The sequence below is a fragment of the Paraburkholderia strydomiana genome (genome assembly GCF_031456815.1).
Taxonomy (GTDB): Bacteria; Pseudomonadota; Gammaproteobacteria; order Burkholderiales; family Burkholderiaceae; genus Paraburkholderia; species Paraburkholderia caledonica.
This window is the reverse complement of sequence record NZ_JAVDVL010000001.1, coordinates 353,957-370,228: the sequence shown is the minus strand read 5'-3', so window position 1 is coordinate 370,228 and position 16,272 is coordinate 353,957. Positions and strand designations below refer to the sequence as shown.

The window sequence follows — 16,272 nt, the reverse complement described above, 5'->3', positions numbered from 1 at the left end:
TTCAATGATCGAGCACACGGCTGAGAAACTGCCGCGTGCGTTCGTTCGACGGGTTGACGAAGATTTGCTCCGGGTCGCCTTGCTCTGCAATTACGCCCTTGTCCATGAACAGGACGCGATCCGCCGTCTTGCGCGCAAAGCCCATTTCATGGGTCACGACGACCATCGTCATGCCGTCGCGCGCGAGGCCGCGCATCACTTCCGTCACTTCGCCGACGAGTTCGGGATCGAGTGCGGACGTGGCTTCATCGAAGAACATGATGCCGGGTTCGACCGCCAGCGCCCGCGCAATCGCGACACGCTGCTGCTGTCCGCCCGACAACTGGCTCGGATAATGCGATGCGCGATCCGCGAGCCCCACGCGGTCGAGCGAATCCATTGCGCGTTTGCGGGCATCGGCGGGCGACATGCCGCGCGCCTTGATCAGCGCAAGGGTGACATTGCCGAGCGCGGTCTTATGCGGGAACAAGTTGAATTGCTGAAACACCATGCCGACGTGCCCGCGAATTTCGCGCGCGCGCTTCGGATCGTGCAGGGGCACTTCGTTGACCCACACTTCGCCGGAGTCCGTCGTCTCCAGTCCGGCCATGATGCGCAGCACCGTGCTCTTGCCCGAACCGGATGCGCCGATCAACACGAGTACTTCGCCTGCGCGCACGTCGAGATTGATGTCGTTGAGAACGCGCGTCGCGCCGAATGACTTGCTCACGCCCGACAGCGAAATGAGGGGTTTGTTCTGAATGGAATCGCTCACGTAAGTCTCCGGCGGTCATGATGGCGCACCCATTGCGAAAGCGGGAAGCACACGACGAAATAGATCAGCGCGACGAGTCCGTAAATCTCGACCGGCTTGCCGACGCGATCCACGATCGCCTGGCCACCGTGCATCAGTTCGGACATGCCGATCATGCTGACGATCGACGTATCCTTGATGAGCGACAAATACTGCCCGACGAGCGGCGGCAACACGATGCGTCCGGTCTGCGGTAACACGACCGAAGTGAAGGTCTGTGTGCGCGATAAGCCGAGAATCTGCGAGACTTCCCACTGTCCCTTCGGCACTGACTCGATGCCCGCGCGAAAAACTTCCGCGATATACGCGCCCTGATACACGCTCAACCCGATCACGCCCGCGGCAAAGACATCGATTGCATAGCCGAAGTACGAGACGCCGAAGTAGATGAACATCAGCGTGATGAGCACGGGCGTACCGCGAAACAACTCCGTATAGAGCTTCGCGATCCGGTCCGTGCCCCACGGCCCGAACGAGCGCAACACCGCAGCGAGCAGGCCGATGAGCGTGCTACCGACGATCGCCGCGATCGATAGGAGCAGCGTCGTCACGAGACCTTGCAGCAAAATCGACAGACTGTTTTTCAGCAGTTCGAGTGACATGACTCAATCCTCATGCACGATTCGCACGACGCAGCGTGAAGCCGGTCCAACGCGCACCCGGCCTCACGATGAGCGGCGGATGAAACATGCGTGCGCCGAGTTGACTGGCGATCCAGGACAGCACATTGCTCAGCACCAGATACGCGACGAGCACGACCGCAAACGTCTGGACGTACAGGAGCGTGCGCGAATTGATCACGGTGGCGGTGCCGGTGAGTTCGGGCAACGCAATTGCCGACAACAGCGAAGTGCCGAGCAACAACTGAATCAGATAATTGACGATGGCCGGATACACCGCACGCGCTGCCTGCGGCATCACGATCTCCTTGAAAATCTGCCCGCGTTCCAGCCCAAGAATGCCGGCTGCTTCAATCTGTCCGCGCGGCACCGATTGCATGCCCGCGCGAAACACTTCCGACAGATACGCGCCCACGTTCACGCCCAGCGCGATGACACCGGCCCAATATGCATCGAGCGCAATGCCCATCGACGGCAAGCCGAAGAACACGATGAAAATCTGCAGCAGCACCGGCGTATTGCGAATGGCTTCGACGTAAGCTCTCGCGATGAACCGCACGATGGCCGACGGCGACATGCTGGCAAGCGCCGCGATCAGACCGAGCGCGAGCGCCAGCACGAACGACAGCAACGTGACCTGCAAGGTCAGCCAGCCGGCCTTCAGAAACTCGGGGACGTAGCCCCATAGCGTCAGCCATTGATAGTTCATCTGCGCCTCCGCTTCAGAACTGCGGATTGAGCGGATATCTCGGATCGACGCCGAACCACTTCTTGTACAACTGCGCATTCAGCTTCGATGCATTGATGTTGAACAGGAACAGGTTCAGATAGTTGAGCCACGCCTGGTCGCCCGCCTTCACGCCGAACGCGTTGTACTCGAGCGGCACGAGAGCTTCGTTCGTCACGGTCAGTTCCGGATCGAGCTTCGCCTGATACGCAAGGAAGTTGTTGTCCTCGATCATCGCATCGGCCTGGCCCTGCTTGACGGCGAGAATGGCCGCCTGCGAACTGTCGTATTCCTGAATCTTGACCGGGATGCCCATCGAGCGGACTTCGTCGCCGTTGGTCGAGCCTTTCACCGTGGCGATGGTGCGCCCGTTCATGTCCTTCGCCGACTGGATGCCGCTGCTCTTCTTCACGAGCATCGCTTCGCTCGCCACAACGTACGGCGACGTGAATTCGACGACCTTCGCCCGTTCGAGGTTGCGCGTGAAGTTGCAGAACACGACATCGACCTTGGCGGTCTGCAGGTTCGGGATGCGGTTCGCGCTAGTCGTGTTCACGACTTCGAGCTTCACGCCCATTTGCTTCGCCAGTTCCTTGGCGAGGTCGACGTCGTAGCCGTCCGCATTGCCGTCTTTGTCGTAGAAGCCGAACGGCGCGAACGTAAGGCAGTCGCCGACGCGCAGCGTGCCGCGCTGAAGCACGGCTTGAAGCGTCGATGCAGGCGCCGCCGCCGCTGGACCTTGCTCGGGCGTCGCCACTTTCGTGCAGGCGGAGAGCGCGAGCAGTCCGCTCACAGCGGTTGCGGCAAACAGCAAGGCGGCCTTGGCGCCTTTGGTGGCGAGCTTCATGTTCAGGTCCTGATCGAGGGGTTGGTCTGAGAACCGCTCCCAGCGTGGCCTCGCGTTCGCGACATTTACCGTCGAAGCACTAGGTTGTCCGATATATCGGACAGTTATCTGGCGAGCCGGATTGATGGCCCAGTGTTGGACGCTAAAAAGGGCCGCGCAAGCGGCCCGAACCCTTATTGCTTCTGGAATTTTGTCGGGCTAGCTAACCATCGCGTTCGCGCGTTTGTCCATGAGCGGGCGCTACGGCAGATAGATCGACTGACGGCTCAAACCGCTGCAATGCAATCTATTTCGATATCGAAACGGCCGGGCCATGCCGGCACGTTCACGAAGATCCGTGCCGGTGGCTGCGGGCCAAAGAACTCTGCATAGATTTCATTGACGATCGGGAACATCTCGACGGATGTGCAGTAGACGTTGCACTTGAGCACCTGGTCGAGCGACGATCCGCCCGTCTCGACACAGAGCTTCAGTTGCTCCAGCACGCGTCGAGTTTGCTGTTCGATCGGCGCATCCAGCACCTCGCCGGTCTGCGGATCGAATGGCGGCAAGCCCGACACGTAAAGCGTGTCGCCGTGACGCGTGGCAACGGAGGTGGGGGCCTTCCAACGCTCGAGCCAGCTGGACAATGGTTCGACACGGATGATTTCGCGAGCCATGTGCTTCTCCTTGAGTGAAGATCGATGTTAATGGCGCGCGTCAGGCGTCGCCAGCGAACAGCGCATTGAGTTCCGAACCCGATGGGGCATCTGCGAAGCCGTCGAAACGTCCTTCCGAAAGCGCCTGGGCGGAGCGCATGAGGCCGCTCCAGGCGCTCCGCGCGAGTGCGCCGCCCACGCTGACGCGCCGCACGCCCAGCGCTGCCAGTTCCGGCAATGTCAGGAGCGAGTTCGCGCCAACCAGTACGTTCACCGGTTTGGGCGAGACCGCCGCGACGACGGCCTCGATCTGCTCGCGCGTCCGGATGCCTGGGGCGTACAGGCAGTCCGCGCCGGCCGCTGCGTAAGCTTTCAGACGCTCGAGCGTGTCGTTCAGGTCGGGCACACCCACGAAAAAATTCTCCGCGCGGCCGATCAGCAGCGTATCGCCTCCGCTATCGTCGATCGCTTGCCGCGCCGCTGCGATCCGCGTCACGGCGATCTCTATCGGCAACAGAGGCGCGGCGGCGTCGCCGGTCGCATCTTCGATCGACAGGCCAGCCACACCGGTGGCGACCGCGAGTTTCACGCTCCCGGCAACGCCGGCCGCATCGTCGCCAAAGCCGCTTTCGAAATCTGCATTGACCGGCAGATCGGTGGCTTCGACCATCGCGCGCAAGTGCGCGAGGATGTCGTCGCGGCTTACCTGGTTGTCGGCGCGGCCGGTCGACCACGCATAGCCGGAACTCGTGGTCGCGATAGCCTGGAAGCCGAGGCTCGCGAGATAACGTGCGCTGCCGGCGTCCCAAGGGTTCGGCAGCGTGAAACAACCGGATTCGTGTAGCGCCCGGAACGCGGCGCGCTTTTCGGCAGTGGTGCGTGGCATGGCGAACTCCAGGAAGTGGGGGAAGCCCTGGCGGGCTTCCAAACGCGTCAGGCGATTTCCTTTTCGACCACCGGGAAGTCGATCTCCGTGTCGAACACGTTATTGACGAAATTCGTCAGCATGAACTGCGCACTCAGCGCGATGATCTCGACGATATTGGCATCGGTGTACCCGGCGGCTCGCACCGCGTCGAGGTCGCCCGTCGCTACTTTGCCGCTCGTTTGTATCAGCTTGCGCGCGAACGCCACTGCGGCCGCCACGCGGGGCACGTCTGACTCACCGAGTCTGTTGCGGCGAACTTCATCGCTGGAAAGACCGGCAAATTCGGTGGCTACGTAGCTGTGGGCGCTGAGGCAGTAATGGCAGCCGTTGACCTGCGACACGGCCAGTGCAATGCCATCGCGCGTTTTCATGTCGAGTGTTTTGGAGAGCGCGCCCTGCAGGCCGGCCCACCCGTTCAGCGCCTGGGGGCTTTGCGCCATGATGCGGAAGAGGTTCGGCGTGAGCTTGAGTTGTCGCGACACGGCGTCGACGACGGCCTTGGACTCGGCGGGAATATTCTGCGGAATTGCGATGCGGCTCATAGTACTGCTCCTTGGGTTCGGTTCGAACTGCGGATGATGGCTGCGGGAACAGGTGTTCCTGCATTGAGAAGCAGTCTAGGAGCGATCGCCGTGCACAGGATCCGGCAAATGTGCGCAAAAGTCCGGCTCGCGGGTCGCCAGTCAGCGCTTCGGGCGTCGAGCGGGCGAGTCGATCCGCGTGGCGCGGATCAGGATGAGGAAGGTGTTGCCCGATACTCGGCGGGCGCCGCGCCATAAATTTCGCGGAAGGCGCGTATGAAAGCTCCGCGGCTCGCGTAGCCGGCGTTGTGCGCCACCTGGTCGAGCGCGAGATCCCCGGCGCGCAACTGGGCGGCGGCCTGGCGCATACGGATGTCGCGAAGCACCTGCATCGGCGCCTGGCCGAAGGCCGCCGAGAAGCGCGCCATGAACGCGGAGCGGCTCAGACAGGCGATCTGCGCAAGACTTTCGACAGTGTGCGGCGCGGAAGGCCTTGCGGTCATGTCGGCGAACGCGCGCGCAATCTGGGGGTCACCGAGCAGTGCAAAGCGTTCCATCCACAGCGCGCTTGTTTTGAGCGAGCGGCGCACGAGCGCAACGATCACCTGCTTGAGCAGCGCGCCCGACATTGCACCGGCGCCGATTTCCTGTGCCATCAACTCCTCGAAAGCCGTGCGCAGATAGACGTCGAGCCGGTCGGACGGATCGAATTGTTCGACGATCGGCGTCGAGAGCATTTCGAAGAGATTGATCGAGGCGCCGAAAGCCGCTGTGAAGTAACCGCAGATCATCACGGTCATGGGCTCAGTCGATCCGGCGCGGAACCGGTTGATGGAATCGACGACACGCTTATGCTCGCGGCCGGATACGACGACCGGCGCGATGCCCGCCCGGTTTGCGGGCACCTCGAGCTTCAGCGGATGCCGCGGTGGGACGATCAGCAGCGTGTGCGGCGTAAGGGGTACCGGATCGGCGCCTCCGATGTGTAGAAGCCCGCTGCCCGAAAGAATGTAGTGGATCCCGGGCGCTTCGTTGCCGTCGAGTTCGAGCACGAACCCCTCGCTGACGAGACACTCGGACAGGCCAAGGACGCGAATCTCGAGCAGCGCGATGAGTTCATCGAGGTGTGCTGCGCTGATGCGCGCGAACGACGACAAGGGCGTTGAGATGGACATTCGTTCGAAAGAACGCGGCAATGCCGGCCAAAGCTGGAAGGCGATGACGGATTGTCGCACGACTGCAGCGCTGAACCCGACGCGCACGAGCCATTCAACGCTCGTTTTTCGGCTACTGGCATCAGCGTATGTAACCGAGCAATGTCAAGGTAGTAGTGTCTTAGGTTCGGCTCTTCCTAACCAGTCCGGCGATCCCATCGAGAACTCGCCTTAGGGCTAATTCCTTCATCGCTGATCCCAAGGTGGCTCATCGCCGAACGCTTCTGCCAGATAATCGACAAAGCGGCGCACTTTCTCCGGTATGCGCCGCGCGCTCGGGTACACCGCCTGGATTGCAAGTTCAGCAGCATGATATTTCGGTAAGAGCGCGACCAGTTCGCCCCGGCGGATATGCTCGCCAAACACAAACGTGGGGCCGTACGCGATTCCAGTTCCTGCAACTGCGGTGGCGAGCAGCATTTGAGTGTTGTTGGCAGCCATTCTGCAAGGCCCATCGATCAAATGCGCGCGTTTCTTTGCGTCGAACAAAGTCCAGTCACCTGTCGACACAGCTTCGCTGAATGCAAGGCGCTGCGCGCGACGAAGATCATCGGGTGTCCGCGGCGTTCCGTGTCGTTCCAGGTAGTCAGGCGAAGCACACACGACCATTTTGCAGGGCGCGAGACGCCGCACCACAAGACCCTCGTCGCGCAGGCGTCCGATACGGATCGCCACGTCAACGCCGGCATCGATGAGATCGATATAACGATCTTCAAGCTGTATTTCCACATTCACTTCGGGATGATCGTCCAGGTAGCGTCCGACGACCGCACCCAAATGCATCGCGCCAAAAGTGACGGGAGCCGCAACGCGCAGCACGCCTCGCGCAGCGACTTGTGAGTCACTTGCCTCCCGGTTTGCTTCGTCGAAAGACTCGAGAATGTGCTTACAGCGTTCGTAGTATGTCTGCCCCGTATCGGTAAGACTCAGGCGGCGCGTTGTGCGATGAAACAGCCGCGCGTTCAGTTCCGTCTCCAGCGCACTGACATGCTTTCCCGCCATGGCTGCCGATAGTCCGAAACGTCTCGCGGCTGCGGCGAAGCTGCCGTCCTCCACGGCGGCAACGAAAACACCAAGACTGGTCAATCGGTCCATTCGCCATTCCAATTCGATAATCAGGTTATCGACTGTACGTACGGAACCGGGAATTATCAAGCTGCGGGTTTGAATCTACGATTCGTACATTCCCAAACAGAAAAAGGTTCGAACATGGAAATCGAAACGAACGGCACGCGGATTCATGTGTCGCTGCGTGGCAGTGGCAACGTGGCGCTGATTTTCCTGCATTACTACGGCGGCTCATCCCGGACATGGGATCGGGTTGCTGACGAATTGTCGGATCAGTACCGTGTCGTCGCGCCTGATCACCGCGGCTGGGGCCGTTCCTCTGCACCAGCAACCGGTTACCGGATCGCAGACCTTGCCGACGACGCCGAGGGTGTAATTGCGGCGTTAGGCCTGCAGCGTTATGTGTTGGTCGGACATTCGATGGGCGGCAAGGTAGCGCAACTCATCGCGTCCAGACGGCCAGCCGGGCTGATAGGTCTGGTCCTCGTTGCGCCGTCGCCTCCGTCTCCAACTTTGCTTACCGAAGAGGCGCGTGCAACTTTGGCAGGCGCGTATCAATCCCGTGAGTCAGTCGAGTTTGTAATCGATCATGTGCTCACCTCCAGGAGGATTGATGAGGAACTCCGGGCACAGGTGATTGACGATAGCCTGAGAGGCGCGCCGCAGGCGAAGGCGGCATGGCCCAACGTCGCCATGAGCGAAGACATTACAAAAGAAGTCGCGTCGATCAACGTGCCGACGGTTGTCATTTCGGGCGAGCTTGACCAGGTCGATCGCATCGCAACGTTGCAGGCTGAACTGCTCACTCGCATCCCCCATGCGGCCATGCAGGTTATCCCCGCAACCGGGCATTTGTCGCCTCTGGAAGCTCCGAAAGAGGTAGCGCAAATCATTGCCGGATTCGTTAAGGCAGTCGTAGATGAGCTTGTCGTGTGACCGTGTCGACGACGATTGACGGGAACAGCATCACGACGACCACGAAGGCGTCGGCGCTCACGGTCTTTCCCTCGCAGCAGGAATAGGAGCTATTCCCCGCCCGCTACTTCCGCGTGAGGTCGCGCAAGCGGAGGATACGCATCAACCAATGCACGAAATCATTGGCTCTCATGCAGCAGTACCTTTCGGCCGCCCAGGCGAGAGGATCGCTTCCAAACCTATCTGTTGAGGAAAACCATGACCCAAGCTCTGAAAGGCAAACTCGCCCTCGTTACGGGCGCTTCGCGCGGAATCGGCGCAGCCATTGCGGCACGTCTTGCGCATGACGGCGCATCGGTGATCGTTCACTATGCGTCAAGTCAGGCGCGGGCCGAAGCGGTCGTCAAGGAGATCCGCGATGCCGGCGGCGAGGCTGAAGCTGTGGGCGCCAACCTGTCGGAGCCGGAAGGCGTCAAAACACTGATCGATTCGTTGAACGGTGCGTTCGGTGGCCGCTTTGAGGGGCGGCTCGACATCCTCGTGAATAACGCAGGCACGGTCGAGTATGGACCGTTTCTCGAGTCTTCCGAAACGTCGTACGACACGCACTTCAACCTGAATGTTCGTGCGCCGATTGAGCTGGCAAAAGACGCGGCGGCACGAATGGTGGCGGCGGGCTGGGGACGCATTATCAACGTGGGCTCGGCCTTTGGCGAAGCCGCGCCGCTACCTGGCGTGACGCTCTACATAGCGTCGAAGTTCGCTCTCAGAGGCTTCACTCGCGGGTTGTCCCGCGAAGTCGGCAAGTACGGCGTGACCGTGAACGCCGTGCAGCCTGGTCCGATCGACACAGAACTTGCTCCGCAGCCCGGCACGGAAGACCACGCAACGATGACGAAGCTCGCAAGCGTGGGCCGTTTCGGCAAGCCGGCGGAAATCGCGGCGGCCGTAGCTTATCTTGCCAGTCCGGAAGCAGGTTATACGACCGGCGAGAGCCTGACGGTCGACGGTGGATGGATTGCCTGAACCGGGCTGCCAAGCTGAGTGCTATTCGAATGTCGCGTGCATTTCGGAAAGCGTCGAACGGGTAAGAGTGCCAACGCGTGCTGACTGAAAGTGCGTGAAAAGAGCCCGCCGGGCGGAGTGGCCGGCGGGCTCCGAGATCCGAACCTCGGTGACAAGTCCGGAAGATTCGGAAGGATAACGAACTACAATGGCTGGACCAACCGCCTGGTCTTGCCACTGCGCTTCCCTCGTATGAAGCTGTCAGACACTGCAGTGCATCCGTCATGCGATCCGGGATTACGACTCCCGATCCGTGGACTCACGCCTTGGCAAGCTGCAGGCCGCCGAAATTCTGGATCGTGGGGATCTCGACTTTCGTGTACGTGTCAGTCTGCGTGACGGGTGCCACTACGACGCCCGGGCTGGCGAAGCCGCCGCCATAGGCAACATTGGCGTTGCCGAAGTTGTAGTTGCTGCCGCCGCGTACAGCGGACAAGGCCTTGACGGACAGTTCTTCGGTATGGGCGATATCTTTGATGGTCAGTGAGGTCATGGTAGGTCTCCTGGAGCTGTTTCAGTTCGGTTTAACGAGTGTGGTTCGACGTGCAAGCGGGGAGAGCGCACCTCGACGGGATCGAACGGCATCCGCTGTCAGCACGACTCTCCGCGGCGCTTAACTTACGCCTTGGCAAACTGCAGGCCGCCGAAGTTCTGGATCGTCGGGATCTCGACCTTCGTGTACGTGTCCGTCTGCGTGACGGGTGCGACCACGACGCCCGGGCTGGCGAAGCCGCCACCGTAGGCAAGGTTGAGGTTTCCTGCGTTGTAGTTGCTGCCGCCGCGTACAGCGGACAGAGCCTTGGCGGACAGTTCTTCGGTGTGGGCGATGTCTTTGATGGTCAGCGAGCTCATGGTAAATCTCCTGTGAAGGTCTTCGGTCTGGATGGAAGAGCACTATTTGTCGCGCTCACAGGGGTATTCGCATAGGGTGTGCCAACGTGAACCTGCTGAGTTACCAACACTCACTAAGTCGATGAATATAAAGAAAAAAATAGAATCGTCCGCAAGCTTTTCATGCGGTTGCGGGGCGTGAGGCAGCAAAAGGTGTCGTGGGATAGCAAACAGGTTTTGGCTGAGTGTCTGCCTTGAGTGAACGGCCGCGGATTCAGGCAGCTTATTCGTTCGAATGACGGGCACTCGTCAGCCCCGACGGCACACAAGGGACATTTGCGTTTGCCGATCGTGGTGGGAGGACGACATTCACGAGCCGCACGCCGGCGCAACCGATGCTCCCGCAATCCCGCACCGCGCGAGCGCATCCGCAACGAACCCCGACGCCTTCATGTCCTCGACGAAGTCACGCAGCGCTAACGCCGCCGTTGCTTCAGACGCTTTTTCGTTGCGCTCACGTTCGGGCAGTTCGAGCAGATGCAAGCGCTGCCTCGCGTGTTCGATAGCGCTCGCCGCGGGGCTGTAGCGAGTGGGCAAAGCTTTCCGAATCCGCCCGACGGCGATCGGCAAAATGCCTTAAAGTGCTATCGCGCCATCGGTAAGTAAAAAGACATGAAAAATATCATTGCCCCATTACCGGCTGAATTCGATATTCACCCGCTGCGAGTGGAGTTTCGAAACAAAGATGTCGAACGGAATTTCCAGGCTCATCACTTGCCACGCAATCAGGCAACATTGCGTACGACGCTTGTTTTTTGTTCCTTCTTCTACCTGGCGTTCGCTCTGACCGATGCCAGTGTTCTCGGTTATACGAGCGAGACGCTGCTGTTGTTTTTCGCCCGGATGTTCGTCGCGGTCACCGCGATGACCGGGCTGTATCTGGCGCGCACGCGGCCGGCATCGAGTGCCGTGCTTCAGCTCGCCGCAACTGCCGCTGAGATCGTCGGGATGGGTACGTTCATGCTCATCGTGCAGCATCGGCCCGGCGAGATACCCTGGCATGCGATGTCCTTCAGCATCATGCTGATCGTTGTCTATGTCTTCATCCCGAACCGGCTGATCGTCTCGCAGACCATTGCCTTTTCCGCGACGGCGCTTTTCATCATCGTCGTTTCGAGCATGTTGACGCTCAGGTTCTCCGACATGCTGACCATGTCCATGTTGCTTCTGCTGACAAACAGCTTCGGGCTGGTGGCGGCGCGCCGTTACCATCGACTGTGGCGGGATGAATATCGCGTGAGAGCGCTTTTGACTGATCAGGCAATGAAGGACCATCTGACCGGGTGCTATAACCGGCGCCATTTGCATGATGTTCTTCTTCCGACCGAACTCAAGCGGGCACAGCGCCACAGGCTTTCGTTCGCCGTCATCCTGTGCGACATCGACCACTTCAAATCCATCAACGACACGTTCGGCCACCTGTGCGGAGACGCTGTTTTACAGAATTGCTCTGCGGTCCTCCACAACTGTGTTCGTCGGCAGGTCGATTGCGTCGTTCGCTACGGTGGCGAGGAGTTCTTGCTGTTGCTGCCTGAAATGGACAAGACGGACGCGGTGCGTCTTGCCGAGCGCTTGAGGCTTTCTTGCGCGCAAACGCCGATCGAAGTTGGCGGACAGAGCGTTGCAGTCACGGCGAGCTTCGGGGTACTGGCGGTGGATCTCACATCCGGTGACGCAGAGGTCACAGAAGAAGCCATCATCGCTGCTGCGGACAAGCTGCTATATCGTGCGAAGACAGAAGGGCGGAACAACATTCAGGCGGATAGTTTGCTTGACGGAAGGGGCAGGCGTCCGGTTTAGAGGGTGCTTCTGTCGCTCACGGATGGGCGGCATCGGACCCAGCTACGGCCAAACACCCCGCCGAGGGGCAGGAGTCGGCAACATCTCGCGCCAGTCGATCACGAAGCCGGCTCCCTGCAACAGCTACGCGTCCATCCAGCTGACATGTGCGCTCACCACGCGCCATCCGTCCTGCGTTCTGATCCAGGTCTGGCTCTGCCTGCCGACACGCGGCTCGTTATCGCGCCGAAACTCGATGTTGGCGACCGCAAACGAATCGCCATACGTAGTGACGACACGCGCCACGACAGTCCGCGCGAGCCCCTTGCCGGGGCGCGCGGCGCGAAATGCACGGATCGCGTCGTATCCGTACAGGTTTTCCGTCGCGCCGTATCGGAGCGTGTGCGGCGAATCGAAGAACAGCGTGTCGAGCATGGCGACGTCATTGGTGACGAGAGCCTGCTCATAGATGTCAAAGGCCGCGTTGACTTCGGCGAGCACGTCGGGCCGGTTGATGTCGTTCATCGCTGCGCTCCCGCATGGGCGGCCAACTCGCTGAACGGCGGCGGAGGAGACACGGCAAGCTGTGCGTCTTCGAGACGCCGCGCCGCTTCGAAAGCGAGATCTTCGCGCCAGGGCGCGGCGATCAGTTGCACGCCGACAGGCAGTCCGCCGCGGGTTCGCATTGGGGCCGCAACGACAGGCAAGCCCAGACATGAAACAGGCTGCGTCAACATGCCCAGATTGGGCCTCACCGCGAGCCGCTCGCCGTTGACCTCCATGAACTCGTCGCCGATGCGTGGCGCAACGACAGGCGTGGCCGGTGCGATCAGCACGTCATAACGCTCGAAGAGTTCGAGCACGCGGCGCCGCAACGCCGCGCGCACGCGCTGCGCCTGCACGATCCACGCGGCGGGCAGCAGCGCACCCGCTATCAGCCGATCGCGCGATAACGGCTCGCGAGCGCCATAGTGCGTGCGCAGGTTTTCCATGTGCAGTTGACCGCCTTCCGCGGCAGTGATCAGGAACGCTGCACCGCGTGCCGCGTCGGCGTCCGGATACTCGACGGTATGCGTGGCCGACAGCGCATTCGCGGAGGCATGCGAGGCTTCGCGCGCATCATCGTTTGCGTAGGTGTCGAAATAGCCGCCGAGACGCGCAACGCGGAGCGGGCCCGGACGGGTGTCAACGGATTCGAAGCCGCGCTGCGCACAGGCCGGGTCGAGCGCGTCCGTGCCTTGCAGCGCATCGTAGACGGCCGCGAGGTCGTCCACGGTGCGCGCGAAAGCGCCCATGTGATCGAGGCTCGCGACGAACGGCCATGTGCCGTGCCGCGACAGGCGGCCATAGGTGGGCTTGACGCCGAACACGCCGCACAGCGAAGCGGGCACGCGCACTGAGCCGTTTGTGTCGGTGCCGAGCGTGAGCGGCACGAACCCTGCCGCGACAGCCGCCGCGCTGCCGCCCGACGACCCGCCCGCCGTGCGCGTCAGGTCGTGCGGATTGCGGCACGGTCCAGCGTGATGGTTCTCGGTCGTGAAGCCGTATGCGAACTCGTCCATATTGAGCGCGCCGACGAGGATCGCCCCCTGCGCGCAGAGGCGTTCGACGAGAGTCGCATCTGCCGCGGCGGGCGGTGCGCCGGCCAGCACGCGCGAACCGGCAAGCGTCGTCACCCCAGAGATGTCGAACAGATTCTTCGCCGCAAACGGAACGCCTGCCAGCGGCGGCAAGTTGTGGCCGCTGGCGCGGCGGGCATCGAGCGCGTCGGCTTCGGCGAGTGCGCGTTCACGCGTGACGGTGGTGAATGCGTTGACCTGCGTGTCGTAGGCGTCGATACGCGCAAGCGTCGCTTCGATCAGCTCGCGTGCGCTGAACGCACCTTGGGCATACGCCCGCGCAATGGAGAGGGCGCTTTCGGCGCCGCTGCTAGAGGGTGTCATGGGCGATATACCGGAGCGGGTTCGTCATTCGTGTCGACGGGATAGGCGAGGACAGGCGCTGCAAGCTGCGCGATGCGCGCGAACTGGGCTTTCACCTGCGCGGCGGCTTCGGCGGGAAGCACCGGGAAATGCAGTGCGAGCGCGGCGTCGACGTAGCGCTCGAGTGCGGTGTCGAAAGAAGAGGACATGACGTATCCGTTCAGGAAAGAGTGGGGAAGAGTTCGCGCGCGCGAGCGATTAACGCACGGTCGCTGCCGCGAGGCCCGATCAGCGACAGCGCAAGCGGACGTTCGCTGTCGTTCGCGACGGGCACGCTGACTTGAGGCAAGCCAGCAAACGCGGCGATCGTGTTCATGGTGAGCGCGTCGCGATAGAACGAGTCGATTAGTTCAGGCCTTTCCTGTTTGCTCAGCAGCGAACGTGGTGTGGTCGGCAGCACGATCAGCGCATCGCCCACGATTCGCTCGATGCGTTGCGCGAACGCTTCGCGCATCGCGCGACAGCGTTCGACTTCGGCGGCGTCAAGCGTTTTGAGGCGCGCGAAGCGTGCCGCAATGTCGGCGCCGAAGCGCGGCGCGTTAGCGTCGATCCACGCGCCCAGCGACGCCGCGATCGAATCGTCCTGCAGTTGCTGGTACACATGCAGCCAGTGCGATCGCTCACCCGCGAAGACTTCGACCTCGTCGCGCGTGGGGAAGAGATCGCGCAGGCGCTGTGCATCGCCCGGCTCGTTAGCTGCGCGGGCCTCGAATGCTTCCTTGCAATGTACGAGGGACAAAGGCACCTCCACAGCAGGCGCTCCATCGAGCAATACGTCCGCGACACGCGCGAGCATCTCGCCCGTGCGCGCGAACCAGCCGACCGTGTCGAAGCGCGGCGCAAACGGCAACACGCCTTCGAGCGCCACGGCATCGTAGGACGGCCGGATACCCCAGAGCCCGCAGAACGCGGCAGGCACGCGCACCGAGCCGCCTGTGTCCGTGCCGAGCGCGAAGTCCACATCGGCGCTCGCGACGGCTGACGCCGAGCCGCTCGACGAGCCTCCCGGCAACGCGTGCGGCCAGCGCGGATTGAGCGGCGTGCCGTAATGCGCGTTCACGCCTTCGAGGCTGTAGGCGAGTTCGTCCGTGATGGTCTTGCCGTCCACGCTGGCGCCCGCTGCCAGCAGCCGGGCGACGCAGCGCGCGTGACGCGGCGCGGGCCCATGGGTGGCGAGCCAGTCGGGATTGCCGCCGCCGGTCGTTGCACCCGCAACGTCGATCAGATCCTTGACGGCAAAACGCAAGCCGTCGAGCGGACCGCTCATCGTCGCGCCAACCTGCAAACGCGTGCCTGGAATGAACGCGCTCATGCGGCGGCCCCTTCGAGCGCAGCGCCGAATTGCAGCGAATCCGCGACGAAGCCGAAGCACTTCTTCACGTTCCAGATGCTCGCCTCCGTGCAGAACGCGGGCGACGAGGTCGCGCAGCAATCGCTCAGCATCACGCAACCATAGCCGAGGAAGTTGGCGTCGGTGAGGGTGTGCATCACGCACTGATCGGTATTGACGCCCGCGAAGAACACCGTACGCGTGCCGAGATTACGCAGGATGCTGTCGAGCGGCGTGTCCCAGAAGCCGCTGATGCGGTACTTGTCCACGCAGATGTCCTGCGGCTCGATCTTCAGTTCGTCGACCACGGCGGCGGCCCACGAATCTTTCTCGAGCACCCTCGCGCCATGCTCCGGCAACGGCTCGCCGAGGCCGATGCCGGTGCCTGTCGGCTTGTAGAGATGAAGCTGGTTCGGCGGCATGTTGGCGAGATCGGGCCGGTTGCCCCAATTGACCCAGATCACCGGCACGCCACTGTTGCGCACCACGGGAAGCAGGCGCTGCAACGGTGCAATCGGCGCACGATCCGCACCGAAATCGCCCCCGATGTGATCGACCCAGCCGCCTTTGGTGCAGAAGTCGTTCTGCATGTCGATGATCACGAGCGCCGATTTGCCGATGTCGAAGCGCACTTTTTGCGGTTCGGAATCGAGCACGCCAATGCGCGGCGCGGGCGTCGGCGCAGCCATGTCGACGAGCGTGCCGGTCGCGGTCCAGCGCGTGTGAGCGAAGGCGCCGAGTGTGCCTTCCGTGCTTGCCAGGTCTGGGTTTGCAGCGAGGTTCATGGAGTTCTCCGGAGCGTCTTGCGGGTGTTGTTCGAACGTCGGTCGACGATTGCCTTGCACGGAGTCCACCCGATCAACCAGACGGCGGGCGCCTGGCGTTTCGGGCGAGACGGATCGCGCATTGGCATCGAAGTTGCAACGTGCATTTCAGTCATGAATAACCTACTTA

General features: G+C 61.8%; 19 protein-coding genes and 1 pseudogene. 3 read left to right on the top strand and 17 right to left on the bottom strand.

Annotation, left to right across the window (positions count from 1 at the left end):
- Position 1: 1 nt before the first annotated feature.
- From J2W46_RS01650 to J2W46_RS01610, 9 genes are all read right to left on the bottom strand, one after another.
- Positions 2 to 754: an amino acid ABC transporter ATP-binding protein gene (locus tag J2W46_RS01650; RefSeq protein WP_310350735.1), complete on the bottom strand. Its 753-nt coding sequence runs from the start codon at positions 752 to 754 to the stop codon at positions 2 to 4.
- The gene (locus J2W46_RS01645; protein WP_131318667.1) at positions 751 to 1,395 is read right to left on the bottom strand and encodes an amino acid ABC transporter permease; all 645 of its coding nucleotides are present in this window, start codon (positions 1,393 to 1,395) and stop codon (positions 751 to 753) included. Before J2W46_RS01645 ends, J2W46_RS01650 begins: the two co-directional genes overlap by 4 nt.
- Before the next feature lie 10 nt (positions 1,396 to 1,405).
- On the bottom strand, positions 1,406 to 2,122 hold the full coding sequence (locus J2W46_RS01640) for an amino acid ABC transporter permease (protein ID WP_310350732.1): 717 nt from the start codon (positions 2,120 to 2,122) through the stop codon (positions 1,406 to 1,408).
- A 13-nt stretch (positions 2,123 to 2,135) separates the two neighbouring features.
- Positions 2,136 to 2,987: an ABC transporter substrate-binding protein gene (locus tag J2W46_RS01635; protein WP_020070852.1), complete on the bottom strand. Its 852-nt coding sequence runs from the start codon at positions 2,985 to 2,987 to the stop codon at positions 2,136 to 2,138.
- A 266-nt stretch (positions 2,988 to 3,253) separates the two neighbouring features.
- Positions 3,254 to 3,646, bottom strand: a complete 393-nt coding sequence (locus J2W46_RS01630) for a RidA family protein (protein WP_087751211.1) — start codon at positions 3,644 to 3,646, stop codon at positions 3,254 to 3,256.
- 40 nt (positions 3,647 to 3,686) lie between these two features.
- Positions 3,687 to 4,511, bottom strand: coding sequence for an isocitrate lyase/PEP mutase family protein (locus tag J2W46_RS01625; RefSeq protein WP_310350728.1), 825 nt, complete (start codon positions 4,509 to 4,511; stop codon positions 3,687 to 3,689).
- A gap of 47 nt (positions 4,512 to 4,558) precedes the next feature.
- A complete protein-coding gene (locus J2W46_RS01620; RefSeq protein ID WP_131318671.1) occupies positions 4,559 to 5,095 on the bottom strand; it encodes a carboxymuconolactone decarboxylase family protein in 537 nt (178 codons plus the stop codon).
- 188 nt (positions 5,096 to 5,283) lie between these two features.
- Positions 5,284 to 6,249 carry an AraC family transcriptional regulator gene (locus J2W46_RS01615; RefSeq protein ID WP_310350726.1) on the bottom strand — a complete coding sequence of 322 codons (966 nt, stop codon included), beginning with the start codon at positions 6,247 to 6,249 and terminating at the stop codon, positions 5,284 to 5,286.
- A 225-nt stretch (positions 6,250 to 6,474) separates the two neighbouring features.
- Positions 6,475 to 7,383: a LysR family transcriptional regulator gene (locus J2W46_RS01610; protein ID WP_310352001.1), complete on the bottom strand. Its 909-nt coding sequence runs from the start codon at positions 7,381 to 7,383 to the stop codon at positions 6,475 to 6,477.
- A 114-nt stretch (positions 7,384 to 7,497) separates the two neighbouring features.
- Between J2W46_RS01610 and J2W46_RS01605 the strand changes: the two genes are divergently transcribed.
- Both J2W46_RS01605 and J2W46_RS01600 read left to right on the top strand, forming a co-directional pair.
- A complete protein-coding gene (locus tag J2W46_RS01605) occupies positions 7,498 to 8,292 on the top strand; it encodes an alpha/beta fold hydrolase (protein ID WP_310350724.1) in 795 nt (264 codons plus the stop codon).
- 237 nt (positions 8,293 to 8,529) lie between these two features.
- Positions 8,530 to 9,297, top strand: coding sequence for an SDR family NAD(P)-dependent oxidoreductase (locus J2W46_RS01600; protein ID WP_310350722.1), 768 nt, complete (start codon positions 8,530 to 8,532; stop codon positions 9,295 to 9,297).
- A 298-nt stretch (positions 9,298 to 9,595) separates the two neighbouring features.
- On the opposite strand, the gene J2W46_RS01595 is transcribed toward J2W46_RS01600, so the two are convergent.
- The 3 genes and pseudogenes from J2W46_RS01595 to J2W46_RS01585 all read right to left on the bottom strand — a co-directional run.
- Positions 9,596 to 9,829, bottom strand: a complete 234-nt coding sequence (locus J2W46_RS01595; protein WP_310350720.1) for a hypothetical protein — start codon at positions 9,827 to 9,829, stop codon at positions 9,596 to 9,598.
- Between the two features lie 125 nt (positions 9,830 to 9,954).
- Entirely contained in the window at positions 9,955 to 10,188 is a 234-nt protein-coding gene (locus J2W46_RS01590; RefSeq protein ID WP_087754404.1) for a hypothetical protein, read from the bottom strand.
- Positions 10,189 to 10,536: 348 nt separating this feature from the next.
- Positions 10,537 to 10,653, bottom strand: a pseudogene (locus J2W46_RS01585) (ABC transporter substrate-binding protein); the annotation flags it as partial.
- Between the two features lie 186 nt (positions 10,654 to 10,839).
- Between J2W46_RS01585 and J2W46_RS01580 the strand changes: the two are divergent.
- On the top strand, positions 10,840 to 12,027 hold the full coding sequence (locus tag J2W46_RS01580) for a GGDEF domain-containing protein (protein ID WP_051120965.1): 1,188 nt from the start codon (positions 10,840 to 10,842) through the stop codon (positions 12,025 to 12,027).
- A 123-nt stretch (positions 12,028 to 12,150) separates the two neighbouring features.
- Here the strand turns inward: J2W46_RS01580 and hpxZ are convergent, their stop codons facing one another.
- The 5 genes from hpxZ to J2W46_RS01555 are packed head-to-tail and all read right to left on the bottom strand — an operon-like array spanning position 12,151 to position 16,103.
- Positions 12,151 to 12,531, bottom strand: coding sequence for an oxalurate catabolism protein HpxZ (gene hpxZ, locus J2W46_RS01575; protein WP_020068006.1), 381 nt, complete (start codon positions 12,529 to 12,531; stop codon positions 12,151 to 12,153).
- Complete coding sequence (locus J2W46_RS01570; protein ID WP_310350712.1) at positions 12,528 to 13,949, bottom strand: AtzE family amidohydrolase; 1,422 nt, start codon at positions 13,947 to 13,949, stop codon at positions 12,528 to 12,530. Before J2W46_RS01570 ends, hpxZ begins: the two co-directional genes overlap by 4 nt.
- Positions 13,946 to 14,137, bottom strand: a complete 192-nt coding sequence (locus J2W46_RS01565) for a DUF4089 domain-containing protein (protein WP_087754915.1) — start codon at positions 14,135 to 14,137, stop codon at positions 13,946 to 13,948. Before J2W46_RS01565 ends, J2W46_RS01570 begins: the two co-directional genes overlap by 4 nt.
- Positions 14,138 to 14,148: 11 nt before the next feature.
- Positions 14,149 to 15,300 carry an amidase gene (locus J2W46_RS01560; protein ID WP_310350709.1) on the bottom strand — a complete coding sequence of 384 codons (1,152 nt, stop codon included), beginning with the start codon at positions 15,298 to 15,300 and terminating at the stop codon, positions 14,149 to 14,151.
- A complete protein-coding gene (locus tag J2W46_RS01555; protein WP_087754913.1) occupies positions 15,297 to 16,103 on the bottom strand; it encodes a cysteine hydrolase in 807 nt (268 codons plus the stop codon). Before J2W46_RS01555 ends, J2W46_RS01560 begins: the two co-directional genes overlap by 4 nt.
- Between the last annotated feature and the right edge of the window lie 169 nt (positions 16,104 to 16,272).

Coding starts and splice junctions, on each gene's coding strand:
- J2W46_RS01645 (WP_131318667.1), bottom strand. CDS start 1,395: ATGTCACTCGAACTGCTGAAAAACAGTCTGTCGATTTTGCTGCAAGGT.
- J2W46_RS01640 (WP_310350732.1), bottom strand. CDS start 2,122: ATGAACTATCAATGGCTGACGCTATGGGGCTACGTCCCCGAGTTTCTG.
- J2W46_RS01635 (WP_020070852.1), bottom strand. CDS start 2,987: ATGAAGCTCGCCACCAAAGGCGCCAAGGCCGCCTTGCTGTTTGCCGCA.
- J2W46_RS01630 (WP_087751211.1), bottom strand. CDS start 3,646: ATGGCTCGCGAAATCATCCGTGTCGAACCATTGTCCAGCTGGCTCGAG.
- J2W46_RS01625 (WP_310350728.1), bottom strand. CDS start 4,511: ATGCCACGCACCACTGCCGAAAAGCGCGCCGCGTTCCGGGCGCTACAC.
- J2W46_RS01620 (WP_131318671.1), bottom strand. CDS start 5,095: ATGAGCCGCATCGCAATTCCGCAGAATATTCCCGCCGAGTCCAAGGCC.
- J2W46_RS01615 (WP_310350726.1), bottom strand. CDS start 6,249: ATGTCCATCTCAACGCCCTTGTCGTCGTTCGCGCGCATCAGCGCAGCA.
- J2W46_RS01610 (WP_310352001.1), bottom strand. CDS start 7,383: ATGGACCGATTGACCAGTCTTGGTGTTTTCGTTGCCGCCGTGGAGGAC.
- J2W46_RS01605 (WP_310350724.1), top strand. CDS start 7,498: ATGGAAATCGAAACGAACGGCACGCGGATTCATGTGTCGCTGCGTGGC.
- J2W46_RS01600 (WP_310350722.1), top strand. CDS start 8,530: ATGACCCAAGCTCTGAAAGGCAAACTCGCCCTCGTTACGGGCGCTTCG.
- J2W46_RS01595 (WP_310350720.1), bottom strand. CDS start 9,829: ATGACCTCACTGACCATCAAAGATATCGCCCATACCGAAGAACTGTCC.
- J2W46_RS01590 (WP_087754404.1), bottom strand. CDS start 10,188: ATGAGCTCGCTGACCATCAAAGACATCGCCCACACCGAAGAACTGTCC.
- J2W46_RS01580 (WP_051120965.1), top strand. CDS start 10,840: ATGAAAAATATCATTGCCCCATTACCGGCTGAATTCGATATTCACCCG.
- hpxZ (WP_020068006.1), bottom strand. CDS start 12,531: ATGAACGACATCAACCGGCCCGACGTGCTCGCCGAAGTCAACGCGGCC.
- J2W46_RS01570 (WP_310350712.1), bottom strand. CDS start 13,949: ATGACACCCTCTAGCAGCGGCGCCGAAAGCGCCCTCTCCATTGCGCGG.
- J2W46_RS01565 (WP_087754915.1), bottom strand. CDS start 14,137: ATGTCCTCTTCTTTCGACACCGCACTCGAGCGCTACGTCGACGCCGCG.
- J2W46_RS01560 (WP_310350709.1), bottom strand. CDS start 15,300: ATGAGCGCGTTCATTCCAGGCACGCGTTTGCAGGTTGGCGCGACGATG.
- J2W46_RS01555 (WP_087754913.1), bottom strand. CDS start 16,103: ATGAACCTCGCTGCAAACCCAGACCTGGCAAGCACGGAAGGCACACTC.